The organism is Dawidia cretensis (genome assembly GCF_018598175.1).
In the GTDB taxonomy this organism is placed as follows: domain Bacteria; phylum Bacteroidota; class Bacteroidia; order Cytophagales; family Cyclobacteriaceae; genus Ohtaekwangia; species Ohtaekwangia cretensis.
Genome location: NZ_JAHESE010000030.1, coordinates 22696 through 41695, shown reverse-complemented (window position 1 = coordinate 41695; position 19000 = coordinate 22696). Strand labels below are relative to the sequence as shown.

Below are 19000 nucleotides of genomic sequence, written 5' to 3'. Positions count from 1 at the left end.
ATGGATGTTTTTTGTTGACTCATGACAACAAAGGTCGGCGTTTGGGCCTCGCAGCCGCTTTCGCGCACGGCTCAATTTACTTGCCTGGACGGCTCACGGAAGGGGAGGTTGATCAACAGCTCGGCCACGAGCAGGTTTGGCACCCAGCTTAACCACGCCAGCAGCGCATAGGCTTTGGGAGAGCTTAGGTCCACACTGGAAGATGTCATATAAATATAAAGTCTCAACGTAACGGCCGCAAACGTGAGCGCATAGCTGCGCCACATCCATTGCCGGTGACCCGTAACGTCCTTCCGGCGGATCCGGCTAAAGGCCACCGCCGTAAAATAAAACCATAATACACCTTGCAGTAGGAAGCTAGCCAGTACCCAGGGACCACGTTGTATGAACAAGCTCATACCCAACGCACCCGGTGCAGAGAAGAACAGGATCCCCATAACATATACATACCCAAGCATTCGATGCACCTGCGGAAAATTTCGACTGGCGGGAAAAACGAGAAAAAGACCCGCGACTAAAATCACACCGCTGATCAATACATGAGAATAGTAGGCAGGCAGATACCAGCCCGTTTGAATAGCTTGCTGCTTGAGTCTTAGAAAACCATACTGGACATCGAAGTTAGCATACGACAATGCATTGACCGCCAGAAGAACAGCCAGCACCAGCACGATAAAAATGAAGAAGCCCTTAATAAGGGTTAAAAGCCGCCGCATGCATTAAATAGGATTTTTTGTATCCGATTCCTGGAGCAAGCCCATGAACATCTCCAGAAACGTAACATTGTGTCGGTCAAGGTCGGTAAGCTTGCTGCGTATCTCGTCCAGGTTCTCTATCTCTTGTGGGTAACGGCTGAAATACTCCCGAGTGGTAGAGTCCGGCAATCGGTATCCGTAGCTGACCAGAATTTCGTCATGTATGCGCTGAAGGGTAGGTAGCGATAATGTCGCGGAAGGGGTTTGAGTTTCCGTTTCATAATCCCAACGATGGAAGTTGCCGACGACATACGAGCTGTCAAGTTCGGCGAACTCGGTGAAATTGTATTCCCGTGATGATTTTATTCTCGTAACGCCTGTTTTGTCAAGCGTGTAATAAGTGTAGATCGGAATGTCATATTCCTCATCGGGGCTATCGTGCGCAAAATATTCCGGGGCGGTCGATACGACCTCAATAATATTCTCGCGAATGCGGCGAAGGCTGGACACGCCACTCCCTGCGATCTCAGACACGCCCAGGGTGTCATTGGCCGAAGTGATAAAGGTCACGCGATTGCTGACATAAAACTCTTCCCGTCCCTCTGTATAATGTGTAGTGATGCCGGTGATCAACGCACGGATGCCGTCGGTAACGTCCTGTAGCAACGTGCCGCCGGTTTTTATATACCCATTCCATCCCGCAAAAGGCATGTCTGCCGTACTGATGCCGGTGATTACTTGCTCGAATAAACCCAGCTTCACGAAGTAGGTGGGAGGTATGATCATGCCGATGCCGGCATGCTCTTCGTTGGGGATCTCACAAAGTGTCTGCTGATTGTCGAGTGTCAGATCTTTGGGCAGGAATTGAAATGTACGAACGTATTCCTCTGCTTTGATGGAGGGAAAGCCTTCGTGGTATTGAAATAGGGCATCGATCCAGCCGTACGTCGTATCGGTTTGTGTAAAGGCGTGTATATCCTCCTGTTCATAGGGCATGAGCATGTCATACGCGGGTTCAACGATCAGTTTGCGTGCTGTCAGGTCGAAATGCCCGGCTTTCCCATCTTTTACGACTTCCACCAGGTGCGGCTTCATAAAACCCAGGGTGCCAATCATTTCATATTCCACCGGGATGACAATGGAACCGGCTTCATCGACCAATCCCATTTTATACTCCGTAGGGTCTCCTTTTACAAAAGATCGATATTCGTCAGCCCGGGCCTCCCAAGTGCCATTCACCACATAGTAATAATGCTTGTCCTCGTAGCGCGTAAACCAAATCACGGAATCATACTGTTGCTGGATCTCCTGCGCCCGGGCGTAGATCGGCAGGCGCTTCTTCATGGCATCTTTTCGTTCGGTTTGCCATTCGATATCACCCCGAAGTTTGCTAAAGCTCCGGTAGAACTCTTCGCCTTCAAGCTGCGTGATGACTAGCGCGTGCTGTTTCTGCTTTAGCAATAGGGTCAGCGTTGATTCCTCGCGTGCATCAGCGTCATCGACGTTTCGGGGCGTAAAAACGGTGGGGATCGTTACTTTCACAACGTCCTCATCGTACTCAATGCTGGCATTCTGATAGGCCATCGCACACACGATGTATTCGCTTTCTTTATTCTGCAACACGCGAATAGCCGACAGGATCGCTTCGTGCGATTGCTGGGTCTCAAATAATTTAAAGATTTCGGGATCAGCGTGCTTCAAACTCGTCTGAAAGGCAACAATAAACGCCCGGACGGCTTCATCCGGATCATTTTTTTTCAAAACACTGCAAGAAGCGACAACGATCGCAAGCACGCCGGCAAGGGCAAAAAGAGGCCGTCTGAGTGACATGGTAGGAAGAATTGAATCCGGGGAAAGATACTCAAAAAAAGAATACTATCGTTTCCATTTAAATTTGACATATCGCCCCATAATGACTCGGTGGCATCGCAACTAACGTCTTTCCAGGGGAAAAAAGCCCATCCATTATTAATTTTTTGTTAAGGTATAGAATAACAGGTCCGTAGGTTTTTTTTCATCTTTATGCCATGCACGAAAGCCCTTCTTTTAATCGCGATAAAACCGACGCCAGGCCACAGTTTTCGATCATGGCGAAGACATGTACACTGAAGTATAACGTGCAGAAGCAGGGCGGAATAATCCTGGACGGCCAAACACGATACGAAATCCCCATCTACCAGCGACCCTATGCCTGGTCGGAAAAGGAGATCCGGAAATTTCTGCAGGATATACTCGCTTCTTTTAACGGAGGCGGTAATGAAAGAAGCGAGCCGATGTTTATCGGCACAATGCAATTGACGGAAAAAAAGGAAAATAACATTCAGGAGATCATCGACGGGCAACAGCGGATGACAACCTTTTTATTGCTGTTTCAAGTCTTACAGAAAAAGTTTAACGGACAAACAGAGCTCGATAACCTGAGCTACAACTGGCTCCATACGCAGGTAAACAATGGCGAGCAACAATTGCTGCTGGACCAATTCTTGAACAGTAGCTTTCCTTTTGATAATGAGTCGCATAACCTCTATACCAGGAATGCGGCGCTGATCAATGAGGTGTTGAACGAGGAGATGAGCGACGCGGCAACCGGTGAGCCGGTGGTATGGGATGTGGCCGCATTCGTTCGCCATTTGTTAACCGATATCTATTTTGTAGTGATCGAGACAAGGGCTGGTCTCACAAAAACGTTACAGATATTTAATGCCATAAACACCACCGGCCTTGACTTAAACGGCGGGGATGTCTTTAAGATCCGTATGTTCGAGTACTTGCGGGATGTAAAAAAAGAGAGAGATACTGTATTTAAAGACATAAGCGATCTGTACCAGAAGATCGATCGGGCCAATAAAGAGGCTAAAGATACGGTAACCAATATCCACGAGATCCTGGGAATCTATCAGTTCTTGCTCATTGCACGATACGACCTGCCCGCCACATTGTATAGCTACGGGGCGGATACGTTCTTTGAGCGATTGTTCGATAGTATACTCAACAATGGTCAATGGCCCAACTTCACGGATGCCAGAAAGGTCGAGCTTTCTCTCGCTGATATTAGCAAATTGATAGACGTCAGGATCGAATGGGAGAATTCATGGTTTGTTACAGCCGAGGATGCTTGTTTGTATTCTTTATCGCAATGGTCCAGGTACGGTAGGTACCGGATTCTTTGTGTCATCTTTAGGTATGTTTATCGGGAACGAGCTGATGTATATCCTCAATCACTGATATTTTACAAGCAGCTGACCAAGCTCTTTATTGTCTATAGCTGCCGGTTTCTGAAGGCTGTAAACGAAATACATGCCTTTAACTATTTACTCTTGCAGCTCATGCTCAAGGCGGATCCCGAAGTGGTGATCGACACCGTTGTAAAAAAGATGGATAGGATCGGGAATCCTGAAGTGTTGCGTAGTTTTACGGGGGTGCTGGATGGCGGGATCGCTTATAACGCGAAGATCAAAAATATTGTGTGCCGGCTTTCTGCCATGTTGGATGAGGAATATCATACCGAAGACGTTCGCACAATAGAGGCGATCCAGAAGAGGTTATTCGAGTCGGACATCGATATAGAGCACATCCAACCATTCCACGATCTGGAGCCACTGGATCGGGACAAAATATGGGATGAATGGAAGGATGACATCAACGGGATTGGTAATCTATCCATACTTGAGGAAAAATTAAACAGATCCATCGGAAACTGCCGGTATTCTGAAAAAATTATTCAATACAGGACTAGTCAGTATGCTATTATACAGCAAGTTGTAATCGACTATCCAGAATGGAACTATGAAAGTTGCCTGAGAAGAAAACGCAAGGAAATAGAGAAAATCACGAATTACCTTTTTGGTTAGTTATGGGAAACGAAAGGGCATGGCGTTAATTCGTCCAGATGAAATCCATCTTCGGTTGATTCATGGAGTTGTCTATAACCTGACGCTCGATCTCCAGGATAGACTGGAGGGCGTTGTAGTCAATTTTTTCGGCATCGTCACCCGGTTTGTGATAGTCTGCGTGACCACCCGTATGGAAGAAAAGAACAGGAATGTCCTTCTTGTAAAAGGATGTCTGGTCGGAGCCGCCGCTCCCGTCTTTGCCGGTATAGAACTTAATGTCGCTTTTGACCCCCTCAAAGATCGTGGGGAACTTCGAGCTTGTGCCATACCCAATCACGGCAACACCGTTCTCGGGATTGTAGCGGCCAATCATATCCATGTTCAACATCCATTGGATGTCTGCCAACGGAAGGGTAGGGTGGTTCGTAAAATATTTTGATCCCACCAATCCAAGCTCTTCGGCACCAAACGCAATGAAAAGCAAATTGTATTTTTCTTTATAACCATTGGTGGCGTAATGCCGGGCAAGCTCCAGCAATCCGGCAACGCCGGAAGCATTATCATCCGCACCGTTGTGGATCTTCCCGACACCCAGCGAGTCCTTCGAGCTGCCCTGGCGCCCTTCGCCCAAATGATCGTAGTGTGCTCCCACAACAACCGTATAGCGGCCGCCGTTGTCCAGGAATCCGATGATGTTGTCCGCCTGGCGAATACTGTCTTTCACCACAACCCGTTTTACCCTCGCCTCAAACGTCTGACGATAGCCCTTTTCACCCCTCGGCGCCAAGCCATACTTTTTGAACTCCTTTTCGACATAGTCCGCAGCCTTTTTTGCCTGCCTGGAGCCTGTGCCCCGACCTTTCATCTTGTCATCCGCGAGATAATAAATGTGTTTCTTCAGTTGGTCCTGGTCGATCTGCGCCTGGGAAAAATGGCTGAAGGCAATAAGAGACAATAGTAGAAAGGCTTGAATTTTTCTCATGGTACGTGCATCGTGTTTCCAAGGTGTGGTGTGTGCTTTGAAACACGGCCGCCAAAGATAAGCGCCCGGCAGTAATCTGAATATGCGAGGACAGAAAAGTTTGCACCGGTGTAGGAGACAATCGTTTGTTTAAGTATACTGGTAGCATGTTTTTTACCCTGACAACCATGACCCGCATCCCCCTCAGAAATCTTTTCCTGATAACACTGGTGTGGCTGGCCACACAGTGCACCCGCGCGCAGCGACACGAGGCCTTCGTCATGGACAACCCGCAGTACCCCCAACCGTTGCCCGACTCCGCGGCCCTACGGTTCCTGCCCGGGATTGTTAGTAGCGACTCACTGGATTTTAACGCAGCTTTTTCGCGCGACGGAAAACGGTTTTATTTCTCCCGGTCGTACCAGGGCAAGTGGATGATCTACGTAACGGAGCTTCGGAACGATGCGTGGAGCAAACCGCAGCTGGCCCCCTTTACCGAAGCGGCATATTCACAGGCCGACCCGTTCATTACCCTCGACGAAACAGTATATTACATTTCCAACAGGCCGACAGACGCGACCGATACGCTGCCGGACTATAACATCTGGTTCGTGCGTCCGCTGGGCAACGGTGCGTGGACAGCCCCGAAGACCCCCGAGGGTATAAACTCCGACAGTACCGAATACTATGTGTCGCTGGCGGCAAACGGTAATATGTACTTTGCTTCCGATCGGGCCGGAACACTGGGATCACATGATCTCTATGTCAGCCGGTACATCAATGGAGCCTACACCACGCCTGAAAACCTGGGCGCTGCCATCAATTCCCCCAAAATGGAACACGACCCTGTAGTCACCCCCGACGAGCAATACCTTATTTTTACCGCCGTGGGCCGTGCCGACTCATACGGCAGCGCCGACCTCTACTACTCCCGGTACAACAGCGACGGCACATGGGCGCCCGCGAAGAACCTGGGGCGAAAATTTAATACAGGCACCTATGAATATTGCACGTACCTCACACCCGACGGCCAGTACCTTTTTTATAGTACCGACTACGATGTAAAATGGATCAGCACCCGGCATCTGCCGTGGATGGCACAAACAGATGTTGTAAAATAAGCACTATGCAGAAAAAGTTTAACCTGAAGTCGTTCAACCTGTTCGAATTCCTGAAACATCAAAACGCGCACAGCCCCAGCCTGCCGTTTTTCTTAGCCGACAGCCACACCTACCGAAACGCCCATGTCAATTTCCCGTTCAGAACATTTTCGTACGGCCTCGGAGTAACCTATACCGGCGTCAGCAAAGACGACATCTTCAGGATCGGCAGCACAGACTATAACCTGAAAGCAGGCAGCCTCACAACCGTGGGACCCGGCCTGGTATGCCAGTGGACCGGTAACTACATGGCAGAACATGATACCGTATACTTTACAGATGAGCTGTTTGCAGGCATGCAGGGAAAGCTGTTTTTACAATCCATGACGTTCTTTTTCCACGGCGGCAATCATGTTATACAGCTTACAGCTGAACAGGTAAAGAAAATGAAGTCCGCGTTTGCGTTGCTCAAAGCGTTAAAGGACGAGAAAGAAGCTATACCGGGCATCGTGCATACCATTTTGATGCTGGCCAACACATATCATTCCATTCAAAACCACAAACCCAAAAGCGCCGGGGTGTCCCGGCGGGAAGAGATCACGCAAAAGTTCAGAAAGCTGGTGGCACAGGACTTTAGCCGGCATAAGGAAGTAGCCTACTATGCCACGAGCCTGAACATCACCCCCAAATACTTGAGCGAAGTCCTGCAAGCAGAGCTGGGTAAATCGGCAAAAACGTTCATCGACGAGTTTGTGATGATGGAAGCAAAAAGTTTACTCAAGCAAACGACCATGTCCATACAGGAGATCTGCCACTGGCTCGGCTTTGATGATGCCTCGCATTTTACCAAGTTCTTCAGGAAGCTGGTAAAAATCACGCCTTCGGAGTACCGCAAAGGATAGATACCGAAATTTGTACCATTTCTTCCGGCATGTCGACTAACGACGATACTGTCAGACCGGTAGCTTTGTTCTATGTAACCCCCAACACCTATGAACAAATATGTAGTCATGTTCGTCCTGCTCGTCTCGGGCAGTGCAACATCTTATTCACAAACAAAAAAAACTCCGGTGATGAAAAATGTAACAGAATTTAAAGTAGCAGTCTCGCAACCCGTAGTGGACGATTTAAAGAACCGCTTGCAAAACACCCGCTGGCCCGGCGAAGCAGAAGGCTCCGGCTGGAACTTCGGTACCAGTGAAAGTTACCTGCGTGAGCTGGTCCGCTATTGGCTCAATACATACGACTGGCGCAAACAAGAGACGCAACTAAACCAATACCCGCAATACATCGCGGACGTACGCGGTGTAAAAGTTCACTTCCAATACATTAAAGGCAAAGGTAAAAATGCAAAGCCCCTGATCCTGACACACGGCTGGCCCGACAGCTACTACCGCTTTCACAAGATCATCCCGCAGCTGACCGAAGGTGAGCAGAGTTTCGACCTCATCATTCCATCCATTCCTGGGTTCGGTTTTTCCGATAAAGTTGCCATAACCAGCGAAGCGGTCGCCGACCTGTGGAAAACATTAATGACAGAGAACCTGGGCTACGAAAAATTCTACGCCGCCGGCGGCGATGTAGGCATGATTGTTACCAAAGCGCTGGCCTCGAAATATCCCGGTATAGTAGCGGGTGTTCATTTTACCGACATAGGCTACCCTATGGGGCAGGAAGATCCGGCCACCATGACGGAAGCCGAAAAACAATTCGCGCAGTTTGTACAGCAGTGGTGGTACTCCGAAGGCGCCTACGCCATGGTCCATGCCACAAAGCCGCAATCCATAGCCTACGGCCTCAACGATTCACCTGTAGCACTTGCCGCCTGGATCCTGAGCTTTACCAATGCCGGAGCAACGCCCGAATTGATCGAAGCGGCCTGGGGCGGAAAAGATGCGCTGCTCACCAACATCATGATCTACTGGACAACACAAACGATCGCCACCTCCGTTAGAATGTACAAAGCCGATGCGATTGCCCAATGGAGCGGCGCGCAGCCCCTCCAGAAAAGCAACGTCCCCGCCGGCCTGGCCGTGTTCCCAAGAGAAGCACAGTTCCCCAAAGAATGGGCAGAACGTTTTGTAACCGTAGCCAGCTTCCGCAAAATGAAAGAAGGCGGCCATTTCGCCGCCCTGGAAGTACCAGACGTTTTTGCCACAGAGCTCAGAAGCTTCTTCTATAGCATTCACTAGAGATTTATTGCTTACGCAGGTCTTATCCCGCTTGTTTACTCCCGGCTAGTCGGGGCGGGGCAAGACCTGCGTGCTGCAACCGGCAAGTATTAGCCCTGCCTGCCGATAGGCGGGACCATGTGCTAGCGGGTGGTTGTCCGTGCGAATAGTTTTTTTGAGCCGGTATTTATATTTTCGAGACAATAATTTGCTCAATGACGTATAGTGTAAAGTGGTTGATCGATAAATTTGAGAAAGGCGAAACAATAAAATACCTTTTCTTCTGGGGACATACCAATAAAAAGCAGGAAGACATTGGCAAATTCGTATTGAGCCAATGGTACCCTTCGCCCTTCATCGTAGACAATGTTGAATATAAAACAGCGGAGCATTGGATGATGGCGCAAAAGGCGAATCTATTTGGCGACTACATGACGCTTCAAAAAATCTTAACGGCTGTCGAACCCGGCGAGGCAAAAAAGCTGGGCCGACAAATCAGCGGTTTTGATGAAATCGAATGGGACAAAAGGAAGTTTGAAATTGTAAAAACGGGCAGCATCCATAAGTTTCATCAAAATAAAAAGCTACGAAATTTTTTGATCGGCACCGCGAATCGGATAATCGTAGAAGCCAGTCCGGTCGATGCAATATGGGGAGTAGGCATGAGTGAAGACGCTAACCTCATTGACATGCCTCATGCCTGGGAAGGCGAAAACTTATTAGGCTTTGCACTGATGGAGGCGAGAGACTTTTTAATCGAAACGGGCGACTTCCGTTACACGGAGTCTGACATGCTGCCACCCTGGAAAAGGTTTCCGAATATAGATCCTCACGACATGTTTTGGAGAATGGGAGGAGGAGAACAGTATGTCATGGATTTGGGCGACTACTTCCGTAGTCTTTCAGGCCGTGACAAAAAGATATACCAATTGACCTATCCCTCCTCGGGCGACTGGATCCGTTATTATGATCATTGGAACGGATGATATCCAATCGATTATTGTGAAGCGGCGCCGGTTATTCACCATATTTGCCGTATTTTTTCAATCACCAGGCTATGAAGAAACCACCCATCGATGAATTGTTTTTTGAGCTCTATGGCTATTATCCGGATAGGGAAGGGCAGGGGTTCGAAATGTTAGTGGCCGCCGCGCTAAAACTATTAGCGGGCCGCGACATGCCCTATGGCAATACAGGAGATGAACAACAGGGCTCACGCAACGGCATGCGAACGTCGACGGAATCGGACGACCAGGGCGGAATCTCAAAGATCACATTAAGAATGCTCATGCATGTCGCCGAATATGAACAAGGAGAATTTTCGATTGTCTTCACCGATGATGGGTATGCCCAGCTGGCACAGCAGGAACCAGAGGGGATAGAAATAACCTCTGAAATGGAGGAATTCTATGACGCCGGGGGCAGCGTAGCCGCCACGTTGGATGAGCTGGGCGACCTGGTATCGGCAGGAACCACCGGCGAAGACGATTTTATGGCCATCGGCACCTGGATGTTGATTGGTAGGTATTTTAAATACAAAGGCCGGCTATACGGCGTCCGCGGAGTCGAATATAGCGTTCCGGTCCGAGCCATTAAGTATGTGGTCGTCATTGAAGGTACCGGCCGCGCCAACCTATTCGTGAAGTCAGAGTCTGGTGAAATGGACAAGCTGATAAAATATGTTGATCTAAGAATGGCGGTATTTACGAGCGGCAAAGTGGAGATGAAAAATTAAGAAGTATGATTGGATTTGAGATGCGATTTTATGGCTTAGATGTAGCAGCAGTTTTCTCATCACTCGCTCTTTAGATTCTCCACAGGCTTCACCAATGCCGCTCTACTCGTCTGCGATCCAATCGTAATTACACCGAACAAAATCAGCAACCCTACGCCCAGCAAGATCGTAGGCAGATCCACACTCACGTGGTATGGCAGAAGCTCGAGCCACAGCGAGTTCAGAAAGTACGCAGCGGGCACGGCAATGACGACCGCCATGAGCAGGATCATAACAAATCCCTTGGAGAGTAAATAGATCAATGCACCGTCACTGCTGCCAAGAATCTTGCGGATCGAGATTTCCTTCAGGCGCGTTTCGGTAGTATAGGTCGCCATGCCCAGCAGGCCAAGGCAGGAGATCAGGATGGCCAGGGAGGCTACCGTCATGAGGATGTGTACGGCGTCGCCGAAGATAAGCTCGTAAAACTTCAACACTTCGCCTTCGACATCCTTACAGTCGATCTTCAGACCGGGGTTTACGGCGACCCAGGACTTCTCAATCGAAGCGATCGCGGCTTCGCGGGTGCCGCTATACTTTACCTGCACCAGGCCGTAGCGTGTCGGGTCAACCAGCAGCGCCAACGGAGCAATTTCGTCCAGCATGGGCGCGTGGTTGTAATCTTTCAGCACACCGATAATGGTCTTGCTCGTGGAATCACGACGGTAGATGACCGTCTCGCCCAGCGCGTCGAGGGGCGTTTTGAATTGCAGCGCCTCGGCGGCTTTTTCGTTGATCACGATGAAGTTCTTGTTGGAGGCGCCACCGTCTTGCGGAAAGAATTTGCCCGCGACCAGCGTCAGACGCAGGTTAGTCATATAATCTTCATCCACAATAAATTGATGGATATAGGTCCCCTCGGAATCTTCCGGCCCACGTCGGAAACTGTCGCCTTCGTCAAAGCCCGAAGCAAGTATATTTGACACCGCGGACACGTTCGTGAGGTTGTTGTATTTGAGTAGCTCCGTTTTGAGCGCGGCGGCAGAGCTTCCATTAAGTCGCACGGCGATGTTGCTGTGCATGTCGAAGCCGTGGTCCCTGTACATAAAGAGACTGAGCTGATTATACGTGACAATCACACTCAGAATAAATATAAGCGACACCGTGAATTGCAAAACAAGCAACACCTTACGAAGCCGCACCCGTGAAAGCAGCTTCACGTTGCTGAAGCCCTTCAATACTTTGACCGGCTCAAAGCCCGAAAGCACCACAGCCGGAAAAAATCCCGCCAATATGCCCACCGTAAAGGCAAACGCCACAAACAAAGCGTACACCATCATGCCCCCCTGGAAGTCCCAATGGAACAGGCGCGCAAAGTTAAGCTGGAGCATCAGCGGCTTGAGTGCCACCAGCAGCAACAACGCCAGCGCCAGGGCAAACAATGCCACCACAATCGACTCCGTTAAAAACTGCGTGAAGATCTGTGCCCGCACGGCGCCGGTTACTTTACGGACGCCGATCTCGCGTGCGCGTGTAAGCGATCGTGCAATCGACAGGTTGGTAAAGTTGAAGCATGAGGTGAGTAATATAATCGCCGCCAATCCCGAAAAGGCGTATACGAATATCCAGGGCAGGGAAGGACCGATGGGGTTGTTGAACAGGCCGCTGGGCGTGATATCCAGGAGGTGTTGCAGGTGGAAACACATGCGTGCGTCGTCAGGCTTGGCCGGATGCTGAATGTGGTCGCGGTAGATGTGGTCAAGCGATGCCTGAATTTGCGCGGGGTCCGCGCCTTCTTCCAGGCGAATATACGTCCACGTATTCCAAAAATTATTCCATTGGGTTAGATCCTGTACGACTACGCCCTGGGTCCGGAGGCTTTCCACGGTAGACATGCTGGCCAGCGCCTCAAACGCAACGTGCGTTTTGCGTGTCGTCTTCTTCAGGACACCCGTTACCGTGTAGGTTCCGAGGTTGCCTACCTTAATGGTAAGGCCGAGCGGGTTCTCCTCCTTGAAAAGCTTATCGGCCGCCTGCCGGGTGAGTACCACCGAGTAAGGCTTCTTTAAGGCCGTGGCGGCATCGCCATATTCCAGCGCGTACTCAAAAAATGTCAGCGCTTCCGGGTCGGCAAAATACCCACCCAGGGGGACGTTAACGTTGTAGTCTACTACTTCCAGCCAGGAGTTTCCAAAGCCGCGCGTAAACCGAACGACTTCCTCTATACCGGTATATTTCTCCAGCAGCTCCTGCCGCAACGGGGGCGCCGAGGTGGACGTTGTTATCGCATCGCCCGGGCTACCGTCCTCGTTTACATAACCGCTGACGACGCGATAGATGCGGTCGCGCCGGCTATTGAACCGGTCGTAGCTCATCTGGTCCGCCACCAGCATGATAACGGCCATCGCGATCGTCATGCTCACCGCCAACCCGAAGATATTGATCGCTGAAAAGAACTTATGCCGCATCAGGTTACGTACGGCGATTATAATATAATTTTTAAGCATAAGGGTAAGCGGTTGAATCGAAGGGTTGGAGACTTTACACCGTTTGATGCCAATCGGCAGAAAAATGTTTCAGGTTTTGTGAAAAATAATTGAACGGTTCCCAGGTTGATATTGTCCGCATGTTCCCGTTAATTTCTAAAACCCTGCGCACGTCGGGCCGTTTACAGGTGTGGATCGGCTTTTAAGGATGTAGCGATGACACACACCGAAGTACTCAAAAAGGTTGAATGGCGGGACCTGCGGAATCTAAGCCTGAAAGAAATGCTCATCGAAAATAACCTGACCATTCCCTGGTTTCTTATCTCGGTGACCCTGGCGTACTTCGAATACTATTGGCTGGCGCTACCGTTTTCAGCATTCTTTTTTCTCACCGGCCTGCGGCAGGTGCACAATGGATTTCACAACGCCCTGGGGACAAATCGATTCTTAACCTGGTTTACACTATATTCCAATAGCATCCTGATGCTGGTGTCGATCCATGCCGTCAAATTCAACCACCTGCGGCATCATAAACATTGCCTGTCTGATGAAGACTACGAAGGTAAATCTGCCCGCATGACGTGGTACGGCGCCATCCTGTACGGTCCGGTACACATGTTCCTGATCCACAAGGTGACCTGGCAACTGGGCGATCGTTCCTACCGGCGCAACATGCTGCTGGAGCTGGCGTCCGCCGCGCTCTTTACCACGGTCGCGGTATACTTCAACATTCATTTTCTACTGTATCACATCGCGATCATGATCATCGGCGAATTCCTGATGGCGTTCTTTGCCGTCTGGACTGTCCACCACGATACCCACGATCATCCGGAGCTTGCCCGTACCCAACGCGCAGGCTGGAAAAACAGAATCACATTCAGTATGTTCTACCACCTGGAGCATCACCTGTTCCCCGCCGTACCGACAATCAAATTACCCGAGCTGGCCAGGCGGATTGATGAAGCGCTGCCGGAGATGGAGAAGAAAAGTACATTTTAGAGCTTTACCTTGCTGCCGCGAACGCGATATAGTCAAGCGATGAAATCAAAACTAACGAAAGCGGAATTTAGAGAACGGCTTTCATTGCGAACCGCTGTGTCCGATTTTACCATCTTCAACCTTTTAGGCTTTTCAGGCAAGCCTTTTCGCGGGATATTTGATGACTCGACATTTGCCATCGTTCGAAACTCGGGTTGGAAGAATGCGCGGGTTATCGAAATAACGGGAGAGTATCAAGCGTCGGACGACAATTCGACCGAGGTGACGTATGATGTTGGAATCTCAAAAAATGGCCTCATTCTCTCATATGTCGGCGGCGTGATTATGTTGGCCGGAATAGCAGCGATTTTTTTCTTCGATGGAGATTCAATGAATGCGTCAGGCGCTCTTGCGTTAACTGGCTTTGTTATACTCTGCTTTTTATTGCAATTCGTATCCCTCCGGATAACGAAGAGACTGGTGGACCAGCGATTTCGGGAGGAATTCGAGATTGGCCAGGAAAGCGAAGAAGAGGAATGGGAGAGGCTTGCCGGCGCGAACCGGTGACATATAGGTAACGGAGGTCAGGAGCCCTTAACAGCCGGGTCAAACTTTTTCATCTTCAAAACGATACCCGTTTCCATAAGATAGAATAAGTCTACACCGTCCTTCTCCAGTACACGGATACTCATCAGGTTTTCTTTTGGGCTAATATCGATAATCAGGGAGCTGGGATTCAGTGCCCAGGGTTTGCCGTTCGTCATCGACGCGTGCTCCGCCCAAATACCTTTAGCGCCGGCAGCGCCGAGCTTTAGACGGAAGAGTCCGTCCGCGCCAAAAATAAAGCGGGCGTGGGTAAATGCTTCCCGCGTTGATTTCATGATCATCTTTGACTGCTGGGAAGTAGTGTCGGGGAAGTCATTTCCTTTCACAAACGTCACTTTCTCGCAGATCCATTCGCCTGTTATTTTTTCTTTCAGCAACGATTGGGCTGGCAGGGAAATCGAGAAAAAGAGGCAGAGGAGCACTAAGGAGATTCGCATTTTCGATTGAATTGAACACGTAAAAATAGCGAAAGTATAAGAATTCGCATGTGTGTGGAATTAGGGCAGAATACTTATTTTTACAGACTAACCACCTTGTATGGATGTAGAATCAAGTAGCCGGCGCCCGATTGCGTCACGGGATTCGGGATGGGCCAGGCGTACCGCGGCGTGGCTGGCCTCAAAGAATGTCTCCCCGAATTTTATTTCCATCCTCAGCATCGTCTTTGCAGGCATTTCGCTGCTTGCCTTTTTTCTGGCGTACCGCGCCGGGCAGCCAGGCATCTGGACAATGCTCGTCGCGATTGTCGGAATACAAGGCCGATTGATCATGAATCTTCTGGACGGCATGGTGGCCGTCGAGCACAACAAAAAATCTGCCGTCGGCGGCATCTTCAACGAGGTGCCCGATCGTGTGAGCGATACGCTAACACTCTTCGGCGTGGGGCTTATGGCGAGCACAATGCCATACGGGATGGACCTGGCGTACCTGGCGATTGCACTCTCCATTGCCACAGCGTATATTCGTACGCTAGGCGCATCGTTGGGCTGTGGCCATCATTTCCTCGGCCCGATGGCCAAACAACACCGCATGGCATTGATCTCGGCGGGATGTATCATCGGCATTTTTTACGCACCGATATTCTATTACCTCCTGATCCTGATGAATGTGGGCCTGGTCATCACGTGCTATAGACGGCTGGCAAAAGTCTACTCCCTGCTTCTCACCAACCCCAAACCATGAACAAATTTTTTCACCTCGATTTGCCGGAACAACGGGATCTAATGATGGTGGTGATCCTGATCTTCGGGATCCTGATCTTTGCCTCATCACTGTTTTTTATCATCGGCAAGATCAAGCCGCAAGCAAATCTGTCGGAGCTCAAATCCCGAACGCGCTCCTGGTGGATCATGGCTTCCCTGGTACTGGCCGCGGTATTGATCAACACCACGGTATCCTACGTGGCAATGGCCATGCTGTCCTTCATTGCATTCCGCGAATTATACTCGGTGCTGGGGTTCCGCGAATCCGACCGCCGCGCCATCTTTTGGGCATACGTATCGATACCGGTTCAATACTACCTGGCCTATACCGGATGGTATGGGGCATTCATCATTTTTATTCCGGTCGTCATGTTTCTGTGCCTGCCGATGCGCATGGTGCTGAAAGGAGACACGGTAGGGATCATCAAGTCGATGTCGTCGTTACATTGGATCTTGATGCTCACCGTATTCGGCCTGAGCCACATGGCGTATCTCTTGTCGTTACCGGACCTGCCGGGGTTTACCAGCGGTGGGCGCGGACTGTTGCTTTTCCTGGTGTTCCTGACGGAGATTAACGACGTCATGCAGTTTACCTGGGGTAAATTGCTGGGGCGGCACAAGATCATTCCCAAGGTCAGCCCCAATAAGACCTGGGAAGGTTTTATCGGTGGGGTGATCAGCACGACCCTGATTGGCTATGGCCTCGGCTTTCTCACACCGCTGTCCGATCTCCAGGTGCTCTTTGTGAGCTTCATGATCGCCGTGTCGGGATTTGTCGGGGACGTGGTGATGTCGTCTGTAAAAAGAGACATTGGCATCAAAGACATGGGGGCCACCATACCGGGCCATGGCGGCATCCTGGATCGCATCGATTCACTGGCCTATACCACACCGGTATTTTTTCATCTCATCTACTATATCGCGTACTGATGCAGCGGGTTATTTTGTGGTTTACGCACAGCGTCGTCGGGTGGGTATTCCTTCGTTTTTTTGTCGGTGTCCGTTTTGATCGTTGCAAATTCCTGTTGCATGAGAAACAGTTTATTATCGTAGCCAACCACAATAGCCACCTGGATACCATGACCATCCTGGCATCGCTACCCTGGAAGCTGATCGGAAAAGTAAAACCGGTAGCGGCCGCGGACCATTTCGGAAAGACAAAGACGAAAGCGAAACTCAGCAACTACTTTATCAACACGCTGCTCATACAACGCAAACGGGATAAAGAAAATCCCGAAAATGATCCGATCCATACCATGATAAAAGCGCTCGACGAAGGATACTCGCTGATTCTTTTTCCCGAAGGAACACGCGGAGAGGCGGAAGTACAGCAACCGCTGAAACCAGGCGTAGCGTTCGTGCTATCAAAACGTCCCTCCGTAAAATACGTGCCCGCCTACATGAAAGGCATGGGAAAGGCCATGCCCAAAAGCGACAGCCTGATTGTGCCGCATGCTTCTTCTATTCTTTACGGCAGGCCGACGCTCATCCGGAGTAATGACGTGACCGATATTCTGCAACAGATCGAAGCGGATATGAATACGCTGAAGAATAAGAACTAAGACACCTTCTTTTAATTCACACCCGGTATTGTAAAGTCAGGCCGGATTTTTAATTTTGTGTCGAACGATACAAAAATATGCGCGGCAGGCCTTCTACATTGGATCATGGTCAGGTTTTAGAAAAAGCCCAGCGCGTATTCTGGGAGAAAGGGTTCGCTGCGACCTCGCTGGATGATTTGCTAACCGCTACCAACATGGGCAGCGGTAGTTTCTACAACGCCTTCAAAGGAGGAAAGAAAGAGCTATTCAGCAAGGCCATTCAACAACGCCGGCAGGCATTCCAGGCGTTTAAAAACAAGCTGAAGACAAGCGATTCACCCATCGACGAGATCAAAAACTTCTTCTGTAGCATTGCCAAAGCCGATCGCGACACCCACCTGCGGGGCTGTATCATCTCCAACACCGTCGTAGAAATGACCTTTCTCGACGAAGACCTCGAGAAGGAAGCAGTAACAATATTAAAAGAAGTCGAAGCCATGTTCACGGCAGCGATCCGGCAAGGACAGGAGCAGGGTATCATAAAAAATAAGACCGAGCCCGAGCTGCTGGGACGGTATCTGATCACGCTGTGGAATGGCTTAAACGTCAGCCGGCGCATGTACCCCAGCAAAAAAGGCCTCGAAGAGCTTATCAATCTTCAACTATCAGTGATCAGCTGATATTTTTTTAATGAATTTTGTAATGAACGATACAAAAGTAGTCTAATCAATCATCTATGGATTTACAACTCAAGCAGCAGACGGCCTTCATCAGCGGGTCGACACAAGGTATTGGATTTGCCATTGCCCGGAGACTGGCGGAAGAAGGCGCAACGGTCATCATCAATGGCAGAGCGGAAGCTAAAACGCAACAAGCGGTGCAACGTCTCCGCGACGCTGTTCCCGGTGCACAGGTCTCGGGCATAGCGGCTGACTTTGCCAGGCCCCATGAAGTAGAAGCGCTGCTGAAGCAACTTCCCCCCGTCGATATACTGGTAAACAACGTGGGCATCTTCGAGCTAAAACCCTTCGGCGATATCGACGATGCCACCTGGGCGAATATCCTCGAAGTCAATCTCATGAGCGGTGTGCGGGTATCGCGGGCGTTATTTCCGGCTATGCTGAAGAAAGGCTGGGGCAGAATTCTATTTATCAGCAGCGAGTCCGGCGTGAATGTTCCGGCCGACATGATTCACTACGGCGTAACCAAAACAGCCATGCTCTCACTCAGCAGCGGGCTCTCCAAGCTGACGAAAGGCACTGCGGTGACGGTCAATTCGATTCTGGGCGGCCCTACGTATTCCGACGGCGTGGCGCAGACGGTGGAGCAGCTCGCAAAGGCACAAAACATCGCTGCCGATCAGATGAAAGCCGCCATCATTCAGCATACGAATCCCAATGGATTACTGCAGCGCTTTATCACACCGGAAGAAATAGCAAATGTCGCGGTGTACCTCTCCAGCCCGTTGGCTGCCGCTATTAACGGCGCGTCGGTTCGCGCGGACGGTGGAACGCTACAGGCGTTGTACTAGCCCTGGTTGTATCCACGTGGAACGCATGTTTGCGAGACACTATGCAGAACACCGGACGATGATGTTTACTGGACAGAGAACCGGACAGACGCAAGACACATTATATAAACGGTATAAACAAATACAAACATTGAAAACAATTTAAATGCTAACGAGCAATCCATCCAGTTTTTAATTTTTTT

General features: G+C 50.0%; 18 protein-coding genes. 13 read left to right on the top strand and 5 right to left on the bottom strand.

All coding sequences use genetic code 11. From position 1 onward, the window contains the following. Positions 1-71: 71 nt before the first annotated feature. Positions 72-716 (bottom strand): DUF2306 domain-containing protein, encoded by a 645-nt coding sequence (locus tag KK062_RS23275; RefSeq protein WP_254086766.1) that lies wholly within the window; start codon positions 714-716, stop codon positions 72-74. Positions 717-719: 3 nt separating this feature from the next. Then, a complete protein-coding gene (locus KK062_RS23270; protein ID WP_254086765.1) occupies positions 720-2525 on the bottom strand; it encodes a hypothetical protein in 1806 nt (601 codons plus the stop codon). Between the two features lie 197 nt (positions 2526-2722). Between KK062_RS23270 and KK062_RS23265 the strand changes: the two genes are divergently transcribed. Further along, positions 2723-4546, top strand: a complete 1824-nt coding sequence (locus KK062_RS23265; RefSeq protein WP_254086764.1) for a DUF262 domain-containing protein — start codon at positions 2723-2725, stop codon at positions 4544-4546. Between the two features lie 25 nt (positions 4547-4571). Here the strand turns inward: KK062_RS23265 and KK062_RS23260 are convergent, their stop codons facing one another. Continuing rightward, positions 4572-5510 (bottom strand): M20/M25/M40 family metallo-hydrolase, encoded by a 939-nt coding sequence (locus KK062_RS23260; RefSeq protein WP_254086763.1) that lies wholly within the window; start codon positions 5508-5510, stop codon positions 4572-4574. A gap of 167 nt (positions 5511-5677) precedes the next feature. On the opposite strand from KK062_RS23260, the gene KK062_RS23255 reads away from it, so the two are divergent. From KK062_RS23255 to KK062_RS23235, 5 genes are all read left to right on the top strand, one after another. Further along, entirely contained in the window at positions 5678-6610 is a 933-nt protein-coding gene (locus tag KK062_RS23255) for a TolB-like translocation protein (RefSeq protein ID WP_254086762.1), read from the top strand. Between the two features lie 5 nt (positions 6611-6615). Beyond that, on the top strand, positions 6616-7491 hold the full coding sequence (locus KK062_RS23250; protein ID WP_254086761.1) for a helix-turn-helix domain-containing protein: 876 nt from the start codon (positions 6616-6618) through the stop codon (positions 7489-7491). A gap of 90 nt (positions 7492-7581) precedes the next feature. Beyond that, positions 7582-8781: an epoxide hydrolase family protein gene (locus KK062_RS23245; protein ID WP_254086760.1), complete on the top strand. Its 1200-nt coding sequence runs from the start codon at positions 7582-7584 to the stop codon at positions 8779-8781. Positions 8782-8996: 215 nt separating this feature from the next. Continuing rightward, the gene (ybiA, locus tag KK062_RS23240) at positions 8997-9746 is read left to right on the top strand and encodes a riboflavin biosynthesis intermediates N-glycosidase (protein WP_254086759.1); all 750 of its coding nucleotides are present in this window, start codon (positions 8997-8999) and stop codon (positions 9744-9746) included. 71 nt (positions 9747-9817) lie between these two features. After that, positions 9818-10495 (top strand): hypothetical protein, encoded by a 678-nt coding sequence (locus KK062_RS23235; protein WP_254086758.1) that lies wholly within the window; start codon positions 9818-9820, stop codon positions 10493-10495. A 59-nt stretch (positions 10496-10554) separates the two neighbouring features. Here the strand turns inward: KK062_RS23235 and KK062_RS23230 are convergent, their stop codons facing one another. Next, positions 10555-12981 (bottom strand): ABC transporter permease, encoded by a 2427-nt coding sequence (locus KK062_RS23230; RefSeq protein ID WP_254086757.1) that lies wholly within the window; start codon positions 12979-12981, stop codon positions 10555-10557. A 195-nt stretch (positions 12982-13176) separates the two neighbouring features. Between KK062_RS23230 and KK062_RS23225 the strand changes: the two genes are divergently transcribed. Next, complete coding sequence (locus KK062_RS23225; RefSeq protein ID WP_254086756.1) at positions 13177-13959, top strand: fatty acid desaturase family protein; 783 nt, start codon at positions 13177-13179, stop codon at positions 13957-13959. 39 nt (positions 13960-13998) lie between these two features. Further along, on the top strand, positions 13999-14505 hold the full coding sequence (locus KK062_RS23220; RefSeq protein ID WP_254086755.1) for a hypothetical protein: 507 nt from the start codon (positions 13999-14001) through the stop codon (positions 14503-14505). Between the two features lie 17 nt (positions 14506-14522). Here the strand turns inward: KK062_RS23220 and KK062_RS23215 are convergent, their stop codons facing one another. Then, entirely contained in the window at positions 14523-14981 is a 459-nt protein-coding gene (locus KK062_RS23215; protein ID WP_254086754.1) for a hypothetical protein, read from the bottom strand. Between the two features lie 100 nt (positions 14982-15081). On the opposite strand from KK062_RS23215, the gene KK062_RS23210 reads away from it, so the two are divergent. The 5 genes from KK062_RS23210 to KK062_RS23190 all read left to right on the top strand — a co-directional run bounded on the left by KK062_RS23210 (position 15082) and on the right by KK062_RS23190 (position 18818). Then, a complete protein-coding gene (locus tag KK062_RS23210; protein ID WP_254086753.1) occupies positions 15082-15726 on the top strand; it encodes a CDP-alcohol phosphatidyltransferase family protein in 645 nt (214 codons plus the stop codon). Continuing rightward, positions 15723-16676, top strand: coding sequence for a phosphatidate cytidylyltransferase (locus tag KK062_RS23205; protein WP_254086752.1), 954 nt, complete (start codon positions 15723-15725; stop codon positions 16674-16676). The genes KK062_RS23210 and KK062_RS23205 overlap by 4 nt, the downstream gene beginning before the upstream one ends. Next, entirely contained in the window at positions 16676-17308 is a 633-nt protein-coding gene (locus KK062_RS23200; protein ID WP_254086751.1) for a lysophospholipid acyltransferase family protein, read from the top strand. The genes KK062_RS23205 and KK062_RS23200 overlap by 1 nt, the downstream gene beginning before the upstream one ends. 77 nt (positions 17309-17385) lie before the next feature. Further along, positions 17386-17967, top strand: coding sequence for a TetR/AcrR family transcriptional regulator (locus KK062_RS23195; protein WP_254086750.1), 582 nt, complete (start codon positions 17386-17388; stop codon positions 17965-17967). A gap of 56 nt (positions 17968-18023) precedes the next feature. After that, complete coding sequence (locus KK062_RS23190) at positions 18024-18818, top strand: SDR family NAD(P)-dependent oxidoreductase (RefSeq protein ID WP_254086749.1); 795 nt, start codon at positions 18024-18026, stop codon at positions 18816-18818. The last annotated feature ends 182 nt before the right edge of the window (positions 18819-19000 follow it).